The sequence below is a fragment of the Pseudomonas sp. NyZ480 genome (assembly GCF_029537255.1).
In the GTDB taxonomy this organism is placed as follows: domain Bacteria; phylum Pseudomonadota; class Gammaproteobacteria; order Pseudomonadales; family Pseudomonadaceae; genus Aquipseudomonas; species Aquipseudomonas taiwanensis.
Genome location: NZ_CP120626.1, coordinates 105292 through 121973, shown reverse-complemented (window position 1 = coordinate 121973; position 16682 = coordinate 105292). Strand labels below are relative to the sequence as shown.

The 16682-nt window shown below is 61.5% G+C and carries 16 protein-coding genes; 15 read left to right on the top strand and 1 reads right to left on the bottom strand.

Features of this window, described 5'->3' with window-relative positions; translation table 11 throughout:
* Nucleotides 1-10 precede the first annotated feature (10 nt).
* The 8 genes from P3R38_RS00585 to P3R38_RS00550 all read left to right on the top strand — a co-directional run bounded on the left by P3R38_RS00585 (nucleotide 11) and on the right by P3R38_RS00550 (nucleotide 7368).
* A complete protein-coding gene (locus P3R38_RS00585; protein ID WP_023378063.1) occupies nucleotides 11-325 on the top strand; it encodes an NAD(P) transhydrogenase subunit alpha in 315 nt (104 codons plus the stop codon).
* A 2-nt stretch (nucleotides 326-327) separates the two neighbouring features.
* Nucleotides 328-1764: an NAD(P)(+) transhydrogenase (Re/Si-specific) subunit beta gene (locus tag P3R38_RS00580; protein WP_023378059.1), complete on the top strand. Its 1437-nt coding sequence runs from the start codon at nucleotides 328-330 to the stop codon at nucleotides 1762-1764.
* Nucleotides 1765-1951: 187 nt separating this feature from the next.
* Nucleotides 1952-3445 (top strand): acetyl-CoA hydrolase/transferase family protein, encoded by a 1494-nt coding sequence (locus P3R38_RS00575; RefSeq protein ID WP_023378058.1) that lies wholly within the window; start codon nucleotides 1952-1954, stop codon nucleotides 3443-3445.
* Nucleotides 3446-3839: 394 nt separating this feature from the next.
* Nucleotides 3840-4055, top strand: a complete 216-nt coding sequence (locus P3R38_RS00570) for a DUF1127 domain-containing protein (RefSeq protein WP_023378057.1) — start codon at nucleotides 3840-3842, stop codon at nucleotides 4053-4055.
* Nucleotides 4056-4357: 302 nt separating this feature from the next.
* Complete coding sequence (locus P3R38_RS00565; protein ID WP_023378056.1) at nucleotides 4358-4675, top strand: DUF2388 domain-containing protein; 318 nt, start codon at nucleotides 4358-4360, stop codon at nucleotides 4673-4675.
* A gap of 87 nt (nucleotides 4676-4762) precedes the next feature.
* On the top strand, nucleotides 4763-5056 hold the full coding sequence (locus tag P3R38_RS00560; protein ID WP_023378055.1) for a DUF2388 domain-containing protein: 294 nt from the start codon (nucleotides 4763-4765) through the stop codon (nucleotides 5054-5056).
* A gap of 36 nt (nucleotides 5057-5092) precedes the next feature.
* Nucleotides 5093-5413 (top strand): DUF2388 domain-containing protein, encoded by a 321-nt coding sequence (locus P3R38_RS00555; RefSeq protein WP_027906620.1) that lies wholly within the window; start codon nucleotides 5093-5095, stop codon nucleotides 5411-5413.
* The gene (locus P3R38_RS00550) at nucleotides 5410-7368 is read left to right on the top strand and encodes a DUF4105 domain-containing protein (RefSeq protein ID WP_104881018.1); all 1959 of its coding nucleotides are present in this window, start codon (nucleotides 5410-5412) and stop codon (nucleotides 7366-7368) included. Before P3R38_RS00555 ends, P3R38_RS00550 begins: the two co-directional genes overlap by 4 nt.
* A 35-nt stretch (nucleotides 7369-7403) precedes the next feature.
* Here P3R38_RS00550 and P3R38_RS00545 read toward each other — a convergent pair whose 3' ends face one another.
* Nucleotides 7404-7808 carry a GFA family protein gene (locus P3R38_RS00545; RefSeq protein WP_023378052.1) on the bottom strand — a complete coding sequence of 135 codons (405 nt, stop codon included), beginning with the start codon at nucleotides 7806-7808 and terminating at the stop codon, nucleotides 7404-7406.
* Between the two features lie 266 nt (nucleotides 7809-8074).
* Here P3R38_RS00545 and P3R38_RS00540 point away from each other — a divergent pair, with 266 nt between their 5' ends.
* The 7 genes from P3R38_RS00540 (at nucleotide 8075) to P3R38_RS00510 (ending at nucleotide 16681) form a co-directional block, all read left to right on the top strand.
* The gene (locus P3R38_RS00540; protein WP_023378051.1) at nucleotides 8075-9382 is read left to right on the top strand and encodes a CitMHS family transporter; all 1308 of its coding nucleotides are present in this window, start codon (nucleotides 8075-8077) and stop codon (nucleotides 9380-9382) included.
* 66 nt (nucleotides 9383-9448) lie between these two features.
* Nucleotides 9449-10219, top strand: coding sequence for a TerC family protein (locus P3R38_RS00535; RefSeq protein WP_277686717.1), 771 nt, complete (start codon nucleotides 9449-9451; stop codon nucleotides 10217-10219).
* A 235-nt stretch (nucleotides 10220-10454) separates the two neighbouring features.
* Complete coding sequence (locus tag P3R38_RS00530) at nucleotides 10455-12113, top strand: Na/Pi cotransporter family protein (protein ID WP_023378048.1); 1659 nt, start codon at nucleotides 10455-10457, stop codon at nucleotides 12111-12113.
* Nucleotides 12114-12142: 29 nt separating this feature from the next.
* The gene (locus P3R38_RS00525; protein ID WP_277686716.1) at nucleotides 12143-13546 is read left to right on the top strand and encodes a pitrilysin family protein; all 1404 of its coding nucleotides are present in this window, start codon (nucleotides 12143-12145) and stop codon (nucleotides 13544-13546) included.
* A 94-nt stretch (nucleotides 13547-13640) separates the two neighbouring features.
* Nucleotides 13641-14660, top strand: a complete 1020-nt coding sequence (locus P3R38_RS00520) for a DUF5924 family protein (RefSeq protein WP_023378046.1) — start codon at nucleotides 13641-13643, stop codon at nucleotides 14658-14660.
* 99 nt (nucleotides 14661-14759) lie between these two features.
* Nucleotides 14760-15893, top strand: a complete 1134-nt coding sequence (locus P3R38_RS00515) for an MlaE family lipid ABC transporter permease subunit (protein ID WP_027906622.1) — start codon at nucleotides 14760-14762, stop codon at nucleotides 15891-15893.
* On the top strand, nucleotides 15890-16681 hold the full coding sequence (locus P3R38_RS00510; protein WP_023378044.1) for an ATP-binding cassette domain-containing protein: 792 nt from the start codon (nucleotides 15890-15892) through the stop codon (nucleotides 16679-16681). The genes P3R38_RS00515 and P3R38_RS00510 overlap by 4 nt, the downstream gene beginning before the upstream one ends.
* Nucleotide 16682 lies beyond the last annotated feature (1 nt).

Sequence of the window (16682 nt, the reverse complement as noted above, 5' to 3'; positions counted from 1 at the left end):
GAGCACGACAATGGAAGACATGCTGATTTCCCACGGCATCTACAACCTGATCATCTTCGTGCTGGCCATTTATGTGGGCTACCACGTGGTCTGGAACGTCACCCCGGCGCTGCACACACCGCTCATGGCGGTTACCAATGCCATCTCCGCCATTGTCATCGTCGGCGCCATGCTGGCCGCCGCACTGACCGTTACCCCGGCCGGCAAGCTGATGGGCACCCTGGCCGTGGCGTTGGCCGCGGTGAATGTGTTCGGTGGTTTTTTGGTCACCCGACGCATGCTTGAGATGTTCAAGAAGAAAACCAAGAACGAAGGGCAGAAGTAAGCATGAGCATGAATCTGGTAACGCTTCTCTACCTCGTCGCGTCGGTGTGCTTCATCCAGGCACTGAAGGGGCTTTCGCACCCGACCACATCGCGCCGCGGCAACGTGTTCGGCATGATCGGCATGGGCATCGCGATGCTCACCACCGTCGGCCTCATCTACAAGCTTGGTTCCGAACTGGCGACCGCAGGTATCGGCTATGTGATCCTGGGCCTGCTGATCGGTGGTACCGCCGGCTCGATCATGGCCAAGCGCGTTGAAATGACCAAAATGCCTGAACTGGTCGCCTTCATGCACAGCATGATCGGCCTGGCTGCCGTGTTCATCGCCATCGCCGCCGTGCTTGAACCTCAGTCGCTGGGTATCGTGGCCAGCATCAGCGACCCGATTCCAACCGGTAACCGGCTGGAGCTGTTCCTGGGTGCGGCTATCGGTGCGATCACCTTCTCCGGTTCGGTGATCGCCTTCGGCAAGCTGTCCGGCAAGTACAAGTTCCGTCTCTTCCAAGGAGCACCGGTACAGTTCGCGGGTCAGCACAAACTGAACCTGATCCTGGGCCTGACCACGATCGTGCTGGGCCTGTTGTTCACCTTCACTGGCCATTACAGCGCCTTCACCCTGATGCTGGTCCTGGCCTTCATCATGGGTGTGCTGATCATTATCCCGATCGGTGGCGCCGACATGCCTGTGGTGGTGTCGATGCTCAACAGCTACTCGGGGTGGGCGGCGGCGGGCATCGGTTTCTCGCTGAACAACTCGATGCTGATCATCGCTGGCTCGCTGGTCGGTTCCAGCGGTGCGATTCTTTCGTACATCATGTGCAAGGCGATGAACCGATCGTTCTTCAACGTCATCCTCGGCGGCTTTGGCGGTGATGCCGATGCCGGCGCAGCGGCGGGTTCGAAAGAACAACGCCCGGTGAAGTCCGGCTCGGCCGACGATGCCACGTTCCTGCTGAGCAACGCCGACAGCGTGATCATCGTTCCGGGCTACGGCCTGGCCGTTGCGCGCGCCCAGCACGCGTTGAAGGAGTTGACCGAAAAACTGACCCACAACGGCGTGACCGTGAAGTATGCGATCCACCCGGTAGCGGGGCGCATGCCTGGACACATGAACGTGCTGCTGGCCGAGGCCGAAGTGCCGTACGACCAGGTGTTCGAGATGGAGGACATCAACGCCGAGTTCGGCCAGGCCGACGTGGTGTTGGTATTGGGTGCCAACGACGTGGTCAACCCGGCAGCGAAAAACGATCCTAAGTCGCCGATTGCCGGCATGCCAATCCTGGAAGCGTTCAAGGCCAAGACCATCATCGTCAACAAGCGCTCCATGGCCAGCGGCTATGCGGGCCTGGACAACGAACTGTTCTACTTGGACAAGACCATGATGGTGTTCGGTGACGCGAAGAAAGTCATCGAGGACATGGTCAAGGCAGTGGAGTGACGACACCCGCTTCAAACCCTGCGCTATAAAGGAAGCCCCGGTCAGAATCGACCGGGGCTTCCTCATTCATTGCTCCAGATCAACGGCTCTATTTCCTGGGTTCTCATACGACCATGGTCGTGGGACGGCGACGGGCGAAATCTCTAGACTGCGCTGCAGTAGCCTCAGTAGCCCGAGATAACAATCCATGTACCGTGATCGTATCCGCTTGTCCTCCCTGCACAGCAAGGTAATGAGTGCGGCTGATGCCGCTGGTCTGATCGAGGACGGCATGACCGTCGGCATGAGCGGTTTCACCCGCGCCGGCGAAGCCAAGGCCGTACCCCATGCACTGGCCGAGCGCGCCAAGCAGTCGCCGCTGCAAATCAGCCTGATGACTGGCGCCAGCCTGGGCAACGACCTGGACAAGCAACTGACCGAAGCCGGAGTCTTGGCTCGTCGCATGCCCTTCCAGGTTGACAGCACCCTGCGCAAGGCCATCAACGATGGCAAGGTTATGTTCATCGACCAGCACCTTTCGGAAACGGTCGAACAGCTGCGCAACAAGCAGCTGAAACTGCCTGACATCGCTGTCATCGAAGCGGTGGCGATCACCGAAGAGGGCCACATCGTGCCGACCACTTCGGTGGGCAACTCAGCGAGCTTCGCGATCTTCGCCAAGCAAGTGATCGTCGAGATCAACCTGTCGCACAATGCCAATCTCGAAGGCCTGCACGACATCTATATCCCGACCTACCGTCCGACCCGCACGCCCATTCCGTTGGTCAAGGTCGACGACCGTATCGGCAGCACCGCCATCCCGATCGACCCAGCCAAGATCGTCGGTATCGTCATCAGCGACCTGCCGGACTCGCCGTCGACTGTTCTGCCGCCGGACGACGAAACCCAGGCCATCGCCGACCACCTGATCGACTTCCTCAAGGGCGAAGTCGAGGCCGGTCGCATGACCAACAAGCTCGGCCCGCTGCAAGCCGGTATCGGCAGCATCGCCAACGCGGTGATGTGCGGCCTGATCGAGTCGCCGTTCGAAGACCTGACGATGTACTCCGAAGTACTGCAGGACTCGACCTTCGACCTGATCGACGCCGGCAAGCTGAGTTTCGCCTCGGGCAGCTCGATCACCCTGTCGACCCGTCGCAATGCCGACGTCTTCGGCAACCTCGAGCGTTACAAGGACAAGCTGGTCCTGCGCCCGCAGGAAATCTCCAACCACCCGGAAGTCGTGCGTCGCCTGGGCATCATCGGCATCAACACCGCCCTGGAGTTCGACATCTACGGCAACGTGAACTCCACCCACGTGTGCGGCACCAAGATGATGAACGGCATTGGCGGTTCCGGCGATTTCGCCCGTAACGCGCACCTTGCCGTATTCGTGACCAAGTCGATCGCCAAAGGCGGTGCCATTTCCAGCGTCGTGCCTATGGTCAGCCACGTCGACCACACCGAGCACGATGTCGACATTCTGGTCACCGAGCAAGGCCTGGCAGACTTGCGCGGCCTGGCGCCACGTGAGCGGGCCCGTGCGATCATCGACAACTGTGTCCACCCGGACTACCGCGCCGCGCTGAACGATTACTTCGAGCGCGCCTGCCAACGTGGCGGCCACACCCCGCACATCCTGCGTGAGGCGCTGAGCTGGCACGAAAACCTGGAAGAAACCGGTCGCATGCTGGCCAGCTGATCCAGCCGCTTCACTGTGACACCCCTATCGCCGGCAAGCCGGCTCCTACTGGATGTACACCATCCCTGTAGGGGCCGGCTTGCCGGCGATAGCGCCAGTACAGTCAAACCACTCGCCCGGACAGACCACTTCAGTCTCACGAAAAAACTGTACTACTGTACCGTTAATCGCGACCTTCCCGACGCATAAAACCCATCTCATTATTCAAATTCGCACCATATCAGTGCGGACCAGTACAGTTGCGCCAGTTTCGAGTGCAACAGTAGGGTTAAACAGTTAACTGGACCATCGCATTACCATTGAACTGTATCTACTGTTATGGACGACAGGAGAGGATCATTGGCATCAGTTAAATCACTACCTAATGCCGCCATAAGCGGAAGGATGTCACATCATGGAACGTACCCTCAGTTCCGGTCTGGTTTTTGAAAACAACGCCCAGCAATCTAACGCTTCGCTGCCGCTGCGCGCGCTCTCCACCCTGCTGCTCTGGCAGCGTCGCATGGCCAGCCGCCGTCAACTGGCTCGCCTGGACGCCCGCCTGCTGGCCGACGCCGGTATCAGCGAGTCGCAGCGTTACGAAGAGCTGAGCAAGCCGTTCTGGCGCTAAGCACCGGTTCGCCGGCTACGGCCGGCACCGCGATTTCCCTAACCCGTTGCAGGAAACTGCAGCGGGTTTTTTATTTAGGCCCCGAGCTAGAGCACCCCTAACTCGAAACAGGTACAGTTTCTGTAATTCAGAAAACAACCATAACAGTTAAGCTGCGCAGTGCTCATTAACATCCAGAAACATCGGCGCGTGATACGCTTGCTTCAGCACTCTGGTAGAACATCTTGTTGTAACGTACCGCCAATAGCCGTGTAAGCGTCCGATAAGCAGTACCACTGCCCCTAGTCCAGGAGTCCACGATCATGTCCCGCAACCACCTGATTGGTGCCGCACTGCTGCTGAGCCTCGTCGGCACTGCCAACGCCACCAGCTTCGTCGTTACCACCGATGCTGTCGTTGGCGCAGTCGCCGCCTCGACCGACGCCACGTCCGATGTCTCGTCCTCGTTCAAAGATGACAAGATCGTTCAGGCCGCCCGTGACGATGCCGCCAGCTTCGTCGGTAGCCAGGGCGCCATCCGCGGCGCCAAGCTGGAAAGCGCCTTCGTGCACATTCGCTCGCAGATGCCCGCCCTGCAGGCCAGTGACGCTCAACTTGCCCAGGCCATCCTCGCGCTTTGACTCGTAACGGCTAAAACGGATGCGCTGGCTCTGGCCGGCCCATCCGGGGTAGCCTTCGCTGTCCACGTCCAAGCCTTTAGAATACCCATGCGTTATCTGTTGCCCTTGCTGTTCGCCGTTGTCGGGATGGCGCAAGCCCATGCCATGGACACCACCACACAGAGCCTGGTCATCACTGGCTATGTCACCAGTCAGGTCACCACCGCCCCGTTCGACCGCAAGCTGGTCCGGCAAGCCCGGGACGATGCTGCGGCCTTCGTGGCCAGCGACGGCATGATTCGCGGTGCCCGCCTTGAAGCCGCCCTCGGCGCTTTGCGGCACAGTGGTGCCCGGCACTCTGTCGGCGACCTTGAACTGGCAGAAGCAATTCTCGTCCAATAACTACACCTGACTCCTTGTATGTTCCGGAGATGTTCCATGCGTAAATCGCTGATCGCCGCCACCCTCGGCATGCTCGTGCTGGCCGACCTGGCTCAGGCGCAAACCCTGGTGGCCACCAGCAACATCATCGTGCGTGCCTTTGGCCGTTCGATCGACTTCACCTCTGACACCACCACCTCGATCCGCGACTCGAAAGTGGTACGTGAAGCGCACGACGATGCTGCCAGCTTTGTCGCCAGCAACGGTGATATCCGTGGCGCCCAGCTCGAGGCTGCCTTCAACACCCTGCGCGAACGCGTTCCCGAAGCGCGTGGCGCCAGTGACCAGGTACTGGCAGAAGCCATCCTCGCGCTGTGAAATCCTTGCGTGCCTGGCTGCTCGGCGGTGTGCTGACACTGCTCGGCACGCCCGCCCTGGCCGACCTGCAGCTCGAGCTGCAGGCTTCCGGCCTCACTTCCCCAGAACAGCAAGCCACCCAAGCCCTGCTTGACGAAGCACTGGGCAAGTTGCCGCCGCGCTTCAAACAGCAGTTGGACCGCCGCATCCTGGTCAGCTGGAGCAATGCGATGCCCGCTGACGCTTATGGACAGGCATCTCTGGTTTCCACGCTGGCGCTCAACAGCCGGCTACTGCCGGGACTGGTCGATGGCAGCGCCGCGCGCGAACGCACCAACCGCCCGCACGGCACGGTTCGCCAGGAACTTCTGGCCACCGTTCTGCACGAACTGACCCATATCTACGACCGAGCCCGCCTCTGGTCCAGTGCCGATCGTTCTTTGATTGCCCAATGCAAGCGCCAGCAGGGCACCCTGGGCAAAGTCGGCTTGCCAGAACAATGCCGTGGCCAGGCCGAACGCCGCTTCACCCTGAGTGACGACCCACGTCTGCTGGACCTTGCCGGCTGGCCGCAGTACGTGGGGCGCCGTGGAGAACGCGAACAGCACAACGGCCAGGGCGTTCGCAGCCCTGACACGTATGAACTGAGCAGCCCGAAGGAATTCATCGCGGTCAATATGGAGTACTTCCTGCTTGACCCAAGCTACGGTTGCCGCCGCCCAGCGCTCAACCAGTATCTGCGAGACCACTTTGGCTGGGCGCCGCCGCAGGACACCTGTGCCAAGGGCCTGCCGTTCCTCAACGCAGGCAGCGACTTCGCCCGCCAACCGCTGGGCGAAATCGACCCGCAACGGGTCTACGAAGTCGACTACCTGCTGGCCGAAGCCAATCAGAACTGGGTCAGCCGCTGGGGCCACAGCATGTTGCGCCTGGTGATCTGCGCCCCAGGGCGCCCACGCGGCCCAGACTGTCGGCTGGACCTTGACCAGCATCTGGTACTGTCGTATCGCGCGTTCGTCAACGACGTACAACTGTCCAGCTGGGACGGCCTGGTCGGGGCGTATCCATCACGGCTGTTCGTCCTACCGCTGGGTCAGGTGATCGACGAATACACCAAGACCGAACTGCGCAGCCTGGCCTCCGTTCCCCTCAAGCTCAGCCGCCCAGAGATCGAAAACCTGGTCCGCCAAGCGGCAGAGATGCACTGGAGCTATGACGGCAACTACTACTTCCTGTCCAACAATTGCGCAGTGGAATCGCTCAAGCTGCTGCGCAGCGGCACGGCCAATCCACGCTTGAACGACCTGGACAACATCATGCCCAACGGCCTGCTGGAAGTGCTCAAAGGGCGAGGGCTGGCCGATACCAGCGTGCTCGACGACCCGCGCGAGGCGCTGCGCCTGGGTTATCGCTTCGACTCCTACCGCGATCGCTACCAGGCCATGTTCGAGGTGTTGAAGAAGCAGTTGCCGATCAAGCAGGACAAGGTCGAGGACTGGCTAGCCCTGGATGCCGATCAGCGTCGCGGCTGGTTCCAGCAGGCCGATCTGCGAACCAGTGCGGCTTTGCTACTGCTCGAACAAGCCAGTCTGCGTCGCCAACTTCTGCTGGCTCAGGATGAGGTCAAGCAACGCTATCTCAATGCCAGTGCGCTCAAGGATGGCAGCATCGACAAGGCCAACAAGGCCCTGCAGCAGATGCTGGCCAACAGTGGCTTCCTCAGCCGGCCAGCAGAATTGCTCGACGCCAGGGGCTACGGCCTGCCGCAGCCGGAAGAGCGCCAGCACCTGGAAAAGGTCAGCAGTGAGCGGCAGGCCCAACTACTGCGCCTGAGCACCGACCTGGACAAAGAGGTGAGGGCGTTGCTGAAGACGTCGCGGGCCAGGGAAATTGCCGCTGTCGAGGCCAATGTGAAGCAGGTTGGCGAGCACCTGCGGGCGCTGCACAAGGCCGCGGGTGGGTTGCAGTTACCGTAGTGCCTGCAGCGGCCTCATCGCCGGCTAGTCGGCTCCTACAGGTATCTCTCTTCGACCTCCCCAGGCAAATCCTCATCCAGGTGCAGCCACGGCAAGCGGCTTGCAATCCAGATATGCCGGTTGGCCCGGACGCGCTCCGGGTAGTCCAGCGTGCCCACTGTCACATCGATGCTTTGCGGACTGTGCGTGGTCTCCAACGCCACGTGCGCGCCGCAGTGGCCACAGAAGTACCGGCTACAACTGGTCGGCGCGACATAACGGTTGGGCGTGCCGGCCAGCCAGGTGAAACCGTCGCGGGGCAGGGTGAGCCAAGTCACCAGCAACCCGCCTGTGACCCTCCGGCAGATCGAGCAATGGCAATGGGCGATATCCGTCAGATCGCCCTCCAGCCGGTAGCGCAGGGCGCCGCAATGGCAACCTCCTTCGAGTGATTCCGTCATGACCTACCTCCTGTCGCCTTCATCGAGGCGAAAGCTGGCTGAAAGCTTGCGCCAATAGGATAGCCCCACCACCGGCAGCAGACCGGTCAGCCAGGGCATTCGGAAACGTCCATGCCCGGCCCAATCAACAACAACAATGGTGATTCTGATGTTTTCCTGTGCCCGCCCGTTCGTAGTCCCACTTCGCTTACTCCCCGCGCAGCGCATCACGCGCTGATCAGCCCGAATCGACTGTCCTTTCGCCGCGCCACGCCTGGAGTACCGCCATGCTGACCTTCCTCGGCTTTGCCATGGTCATCACCTTCATGTACCTGATCATGACCAAGCGCCTGTCGGCCTTGATCGCGCTGATCCTGGTACCGATCCTGTTCGCCGTGTTCGGGGGCTTTTCCGCCAAGATCGGCCCCATGATGCTCGAGGGCATCAGCAAGCTTGCGCCGACTGGCGTGATGCTGATGTTCGCCATCCTCTACTTCGCCCTGATGATCGATTCCGGCCTGTTCGACCCGGCCGTGCGCAAGATCCTCAAACTGGTCAAGGGCGACCCGCTGAAAGTTTCTGTCGGCACTGCCGCCCTGGCCCTGGTGGTCTCGCTCGACGGGGACGGCGCCACGACCTACATGATCTGCTGCGCCGCGATGCTACCGCTGTACAGCCGCCTGGGCATGAGCCCGCGGATCATGGCCGGCCTGATCATCCTGGCCGGTGGGGTCATGAACATGACCCCATGGGGCGGCCCGACCGCTCGCGCCGCCAGCGCCCTGCATGTGGACCCATCCGACATCTTCGTGCCGATGATTCCGGCCATGGTCTTCGGCGTGCTGGCGATTCTTGCCATCGCCTATCTGTACGGCAAGCGCGAGCGTGCCCGCCTGGGCGAACTGCACCTGCCGACCGACGATATCGACCACAGCGAAATCAGCGTCTCGCAGTTCCCCGAAGCTCGTCGTCCGAAGCTGATCTGGTTCAACGGTGCCCTGACCGCCGCACTGATGGTGGCCCTGATCGCAGGCGTGTTGCCGCTGCCCGTGCTGTTCATGATCGCCTTTAGCATCGCCATGATCGTCAACTACCCGTGCCTGCAGCAGCAAAAAGACCGTATCGCCGCCCATGCTGGCAGCGTGTTGGCAGTCACCGGGCTGATCTTCGCCGCCGGCATCTTCACTGGCATTCTCTCGGGTACCGGCATGGTCGAGGCGATGTCCAAGAGCCTGCTCGCGGTCATTCCAGAGGCATTGGGGCCGTACCTGGCGGTGATCACCGCGATCGTGAGCATGCCGTTCACCTTCTTCATGTCCAACGACGCCTTCTACTACGGCGTACTGCCGGTGCTCTCGGAAGCCGCCAGCCATTACGGCATCAGCCCGGTGGAAATGGCCCGTGCGTCGATCGTCGGACAGCCGGTACACCTGCTGAGCCCCTTGGTACCCTCTACCTACCTGCTGGTGGCCCTGGCCGGTATCGAGTTCGGTGACCATCAGCGCTTCACCCTCAAGTGGGCAGTGCTGGTCTGCCTGTGCATAATGCTCGCCGCGCTGTTGATGGGCATTTTCCCGCTGTTCAGCAGTCTGTAAACGCATCACCCAACCGCGCTGCGTGCTTCACTGTGCGCAGCGCCTTTATCGTTTGAAGGAATACACATGGAATGGCTGACCAGCCCGGAAATCTGGGTTGCCTTTTTCACCCTCACCGCGCTTGAGATCGTTCTCGGTATCGACAACATCATCATGATCTCGATCCTGGTCAGCCGCATGCCCAAGCACATGCAGCCGCGCACCCGGATCTTCGGCCTGGCCCTGGCCATGGTCACGCGCATCATGCTGCTGCTGTCCATCACCTGGGTCATGCGCCTGACGGCCGACCTGTTCGTGATCTTCGGCCAGGGTATTTCCGGCCGCGACCTGATCCTGTTCTTCGGTGGCCTGTTCCTGCTGTGGAAAAGCTCCCAGGAGATCTACCACGGCCTGGAAGGTGAGGACGAAAACCAAGAAGAACCCAAAGGCGCAGGCGGCAAGTTCTTCTACACCATCATCCAGATCGCCATCATCGACATCGTGTTCTCCCTGGACTCGGTCATCACTGCCGTTGGGATGGTGTCGCATGTGCCGGTCATGATCGCCGCCATCATCGTGGCTGTACTGGTGATGATGCTGTGCGCAGGTGCCATCAGCAGTTTCATCGACAAACACCCGTCGCTGAAGATGCTCGCGCTGTCATTCCTGATCGTGGTGGGCACGGTGCTGATCGCCGAGTCGTTCGACGTGCATGTGCCCAAGGGCTACGTCTACTTCGCCATGGCCTTCTCCCTGGCGGTGGAAGCCATCAACATCCGCATGCGTACCGCCATGGCGCGCAAGCAGGGCAAAGAGCATGAGCCGGTGAAACTGCGCAAGGACATTCCAGGTCAATAAGACTGGAGCGTGCGACATTAAAAGCCCTTCGGGGCTTTTTTTGTTCGTGTGACCTGCACTGTCGCCGGACGATCATCAAATGTTTCAAATATGTTCCAGCCATGCCAAGCTGGCGCCACGTCCGCAAAACAACTAAAGCTTGAGTGAGCACTGAAAAGAAGCCCACCCCCGGGCCAGGCTCACCGCTTCACCCATTGGCCCTGACACTGGGGCATAGAAGGAAGGGGGGCTACACATGCTGACCCTGCTCAACCTGCTCTCCGCCGTGGCATTGCTGGTATGGGGCACACACATCGTCCGTACTGGGATCCTGCGCGTGTTCGGCTCCAACCTGCGCCGCGTACTGAGCCAGAACATGAACCGCCGCCCGATGGCCTTCATCGCCGGGATTCTGGTTACAGCCATGGTGCAAAGCAGCAACGCCACCGCCATGCTGGTGACGTCGTTCGTCAGCCAAGGCTTGATGGCGATGACCCCCGCGCTGGCGATCATGCTGGGGGCCGACGTCGGCACTGCGTTGATGGCCAGGGTCCTGACCTTCGACCTGTCGTGGCTGTCGCCGCTGCTGGTGTTCATCGGCGTCATCTTCTTCCTGTCACGCAAACAGACGCGTCTGGGCCAGTTGGGCCGGGTAGCGATCGGCCTGGGTCTGATCATCCTGGCCCTCGAACTGATCGTACAGGCCGCGGCGCCCATTACCCACGCGCAGGGCGTAAAAGTGCTGTTCGCCTCGCTCACTGGCGACATTCTGCTCGACGCCCTGGTTGGCGCGCTGTTCGCCATGATCACCTATTCCAGCCTGGCCGCCGTGCTGCTTACCGCCACTCTGGCGGGCGCCGAATTGATCAGCCTGCCCGTGGCCATCGGCCTGGTGGTGGGCGCGAACATCGGCAGTGGCCTGTTGGCCTTCATCAGCACCAGCATGCAGAACGCCTCCGGCCGCCGAGTGGCATTGGGCAGCCTGCTGTACAAGCTGATCGGCCTGCTGCTGATCATTCCCGTGCTGCATCCACTGGTGAACTGGATGGATAGCCTGAGTTTCAGCCCGCAAGAGCTGGTCATCGGCTTCCACCTGCTCTACAACACGCTGCGCTGCCTGATCATGCTGCCCACCGTCAAACCCATGGGTCGGCTGTGCAATAGCCTGCTGCCCGAGCGTGAAAACGGAAACGGCCAGATTCGCCCCCGTCACCTCGACCCTGCCGCCTTGAGCACGCCCAGCCTGGCCCTGGCCAACGCCGCCCGGGAAACCCTGCGCCTGGGCGACATCGTCGACAACATGCTCGAAGCGATGCTTGGCGCCTTGCGCGGCACCCAGACCGCCTTGCCTCAGCAGGTCCGGGCCTTGGGCGAGGATGGCGAGGCCCTGTACAGCGCGATCAAGCTGTACCTGGCACAAATGACTCGCGAAGACTTGAGCGACCAAGACAATCGCCGCTGGGCCGAGATCATCGAACTGGCCATCAACCTGAAGCTGGCCTGCGACCTGATCGAGCGCATGCTGCGCAAAGTCCAGCAGCAGAAAACCAGCCAGCGCCGGGAGTTTTCCCAAGTCGGCCTGGAGGAACTGACCGGTTTGCAGGAGCAGTTGCTGGCCAACCTGCGACTTGGCCTGTCGGTATTTCTCAGCGCCGACCCTCAGAGCGCCCACTTGCTGCTCCGGGAAAAACGTCGCTTCCGAGCCCAGGAGCGGCGCCTGGCTCATGCCCATGTCAGCCGACTGCAACGCAAGGTGGTACAAAGTATCGAAACCAGTTCGCTACACTTGGAGCTGATCGCTGACATGAAGCGGTTGAACTCTTTGTTCTGCAGCAGTGCCTACGTTGTACTGGGCGGTTCCGATACTGGCGGGCTGATGCTCGACACTGTACCGGACGAAGCCCGCTTGCCCTGATCTCGCTGACCGGAGACCCAAGCTCGCCCATGCGTTGCCTGATGTTCCTTTGCCTGCTGATCTGCAGCCTGCCCACGCTGGCCCTCGACCGGTCGAGCGTTGAGGGCTATCTGCTACCCAATGGCCTGCAAGTGATCCTGAAGTCCGGCTATGAACGCGACCATGTCGCCATCCGCCTGGTAGTGGGCGTTGGCCTGGACGATTTCGACTGTGACCAGAAGGAGTTGCCGCACCTGCTCGAACACCTGCTGTTCAGCGGTATCGACGAGACCGGGGAGGGGGGGCTCGAAGAACGGCTGCAGGCACTGGGCGGGGAATGGAATGCCTACACCAGCAGCGCCGACACCACGTTCGTGATCGAAGCGCCGGCACGCAACCAGCGCAAAGTCCTCGACCTGCTGTTGGCGGTCATCCGCGATACTCGCATCGACGCCGAGGCGCTGGCCACGGCCAAGCGCATCATCGAACGTGAAGATGGTGGCCATTATGGTCACCTGCAGCGTTGGCTCGACCGCCAGGACATCGGTCACCCCGCCAGCGACCAGCTGGCTGTCGAGCTGGGCCTCAAATGTCCGGAGCGCTCCAAGCTGGACGACATGACCCTGGAGCAGGTCCAAGCCCTGCGCGAGCGCTGGTACGCGGCCAACAACATGACGCTGATCATGGTCGGTGGCCTTGATCGGTTGCTGCCGGCCTACCTCGAACGCACCTATGGCGAACTGCCAGCCACCGAACCCGAAGAACGACGCAACCTCGACAGCATCAGCCAACCTGCCCAGCAACGTCGCGAACTCATCAAAGGGTGGCTCGGCGACAGCGTCAAACTGCACTGGCTGTTCATCGAGCCGGTCCTGGACAACGACCACCAGAGCACCCTCGAGCTGCTCTCACGCTACCTGGAGTGGGCCGTCTACGACCAGCTGCGCCTGCGTCATGGCCTGTCGTACGGTCCAACTGTTCAGCGTGAGAGCTTCGGTGACAGCGGCATGCTCAGCCTCAACGCCGACCTTGAGCGCGACGACATCGACAAGGCGACCAAGGTGATGCAACAGCTGTTGGATCACCTGCGCAAGGACGGCCTGGACCCTGATACCTTCGCGCGCATCAAGGATGCCGCCGTCGCCAAGGAAAGCTGGAGCACCCAGGGTAACAGTGCCCTTGCTGACTATTACTGGGGGGCGCTCAACGACTACAGCAACGGACGCTTCCCCGACCCGGCACGCAAGCTACGCCAAGTGACACTGGAGCAAGCCAACGATGCGTTGCAGACATTGCTCAAGGACCAAGGCTATTTGCGTATCGAGAAGCCGTTGCTGGGGTATGACGAACTGTATGGGCTGGTTGCCTTGTTGCTGGGACTGATTCTGGCGCTGGGGTTGCTGCGTTGGCGCGGTCATGGCGCGAAGCGACCAAGCGGTGCTACACGGCAGTAGTAAATCGGCGGTATCCTTTCGCCATCAGCGGCCGGTTCGCGGGTCTACCCGCGAAAGGCCGACACTGCCTCCCCATATGCCTTGTTGTAAACCCATGCCCCCAATACCCCACTTCGTCCAGCGCGTCATCGAACTGCTCAAACGCTACCCCGGCATCATCGCTCTCGGCGGTTTTCTTTCCGGTATCGGCAGTTTCATCCTGGTCGATCGCCAAGCCGGCCTGGCTAGCTGGGTAGCCGTTCTCATGCTGGTCAGTTGGGTCTGGCTGATGCTCGAAAACACCCTCACCGGCCTGTTCGCCCGCACCTTCAACCGCGAGATCCCACAGCCGCTGCTGCGTTACGCGACGCAGATGATCCACCAGGAAAGCCTGTTCTTCGTCCTGCCGTTCTTCTTCATCACCACCACCTGGAACAGCGGACAACTGGTCTTCACCGGCTTGCTGGGCGCTGCCGGACTGATTTCGATCATCGACCCGCTGTACTACAAGTGGCTGGCCCCGCGCCGCTGGCTGTTCCTCGCCCTGCATACCCTGACGTTGTTCGCAGCGCTGCTCACCGCGCTCCCGATCATCCTTCACCTGACCACAGCCCAAAGCTTCAAGCTGGCGCTGATCGCGGCAATGGCGCTGTCGTTCCCGAGCCTGGCCAGCAGTTTCCCGATCAACAACTGGCGGCGAGGCGTGGCGCTGGTACTGGTGACCCTGGCGGTCGGCGGCGGCGGATGGCTGCTGCGTTCCTGGGTACCACCGGCGACGTTGTGGATGACCGAAGTGGCAGTGAGCACTGAGGTGCTGAACCGCCAGCCGGGCGACTCGCTCGATGAAATTGCCGCCAGTCGCATCCGCAGCAGTGGCTTGTACGCCTACACCGCCATCAACGCACCTCGGGGCCTGAACGAGCGGATCTACCATGTGTGGCAGAAGGATGGCAAAGAGGTCGACCGCATCGCCCTCGACATCCATGGCGGGCGCAAGGAAGGCTACCGGGCCTGGACCCACAAGCAGAATTTCCCGCCCAACCCGGTGGGCAAGTGGCAAGTGCGAGTGCTGACCGAGGATGGCCAGGTCATCGGCGTGCTGCGCTTCAAGGTGGTGGACGACGCCGCGCCATGAGCTCAGGTCTTTTGTAGCCGTAGACAGCACATTCTCAACAAACCACTCCATGCCTGCTGCGCTATGATCAGGCTCTACGCCTAGCGGACCGTCAGTTGCATGGAGCCTATGACCACCCCAAGCGCCACCCTGGACACTAGCGTTCAACCGGCTTGCCTGCGCATTGTCGGTGACTGGACGCTGGCCCATTACGCCAGCCTCAAGCGTGCGAGCGAGCACCTGCGTACGCAATACGGCGCCGACACCATTGCCGACCTCAGTCAACTGGGGCGACTGGATACCGCCGGCGCCTCGTTGCTGGCCGAGCTGCTGGGCTCAGATCGGCTGTCGCGCTGTACCGACGACCTACCCGAGGCCAGCCGCGCCTTGCTCAAGAATGTCTACTGCTCGGTGCAGGACTACTGCATTCCGGTCAAGGAACCAGAACGCCCGGTACTGTTGCAGCTACTGGAACGTATCGGACGGGCGGTGGACAAACTCTGGCAGGACACCCGGCAGATACTGGGCTTCGTCGGCCTGATCCTGGAAACCCTCCTGCTGCGCGTCTTCCAGCCTCACCGCTGGAGGGTCACGCCAGTGGTCGCGCACATCGAGCAAACCGGCCTGGATGCAGCGCCCATCGTGGCGCTGCTGACTTTTCTGGTGGGGGCGGTGGTGGCGTTTCTCGGCGCTACGGTGCTGGCGGACTTCGGTGCAACCGTATTCACCGTGGACCTGGTGGCATTTTCCTTCCTGCGCGAATTCGGGGTGCTGTTGACCGCCATCCTCATGGCCGGACGGACAGCCAGCGCCTTCACCGCACAAATTGGCTCGATGAAGGCCAATGAAGAAATCGACGCCATCCGCACCCTTGGGCTGAACCCGATCGAACTGCTGGTGGTGCCGCGGGTACTGGCCCTGTTGATAGCCCTGCCGTTGCTGACCTTCCTCGCAATGATCTGCGGCATCGTCGGCGGCGCCGTGGTCTGCGCCCTGACACTGGATATCTCGCCTGCGATGTTCCTGTCGCTGCTGCAAAGCGACATCGGCGTCCAGCATTTTCTCGTCGGGCTGGCCAAAGCGCCGTTCTTTGCCTTCCTGATCGCCTCCATCGGCTGCCTGGAGGGCTTCAAGGTCAGCGGCAGCGCCGAGTCGGTCGGTGCACATACCACCTCCAGCGTGGTCCAGTCGATTTTCGTGGTCATCGTGCTGGATGCGGTGGCGGCGTTGTTCTGCATGGAGATGGGTTGGTGAATGGCCGGGATGCAGTGATTGAAGCGCGGGGCATCTGCAACCGCTTCGGCAGCCAGAGCGTGCACGAAAACCTCGACCTCGACCTTAACCGGGGCGAGATCCTGGCCGTGGTCGGCGGTTCTGGCAGCGGCAAGTCGGTACTGCTGCGTAGCATCATCGGCCTGCGCAGGCCCAACGAAGGGCAGGTCAAGGTGTTCGGCCAGGACCTGGCCAGCCTCAATGAGAGCCAGCGCTCACAGGTAGAGCGACGCTTTGGCGTGCTGTTCCAGAAGGGCGCCTTGTTCTCTTCACTTACGGTGACCGAAAACGTTGCCTTGCCCCTGATCGAGCACGCGGGGCTGTCCCGCGCCGATGCCGAGCACCTGGCCGGGGTCAAGCTGGCCCTTGCAGGGCTGCCGATTTCCGCTGCCGACAAGTACCCGTCGTCACTGTCCGGCGGCATGATCAAGCGCGCCGCACTGGCCCGCGCCCTTGCGCTGGATCCGGACATCCTGTTCCTCGACGAGCCTACCGCCGGCCTCGACCCCATCGGTGCCGCAGCCTTCGACCAATTGATCCTTACCCTGCGCGACGCCCTGGGCCTGTCGGTGTTTCTCATCACCCACGACCTGGACACCCTCTACACCATCACCGACCGTGTGGCCGTGCTGTCGCAGAAGAAGGTACTGGTGGCAGGACCATTGGCCGAGGTCGAGCAGACCGACGATCCTTGGATTCACGAATACTTTCACGGCCCGCGCGGGCGGGCGGCCGAACACGCCGCCACCAACGCGGCGCAGGAGCGCTGAA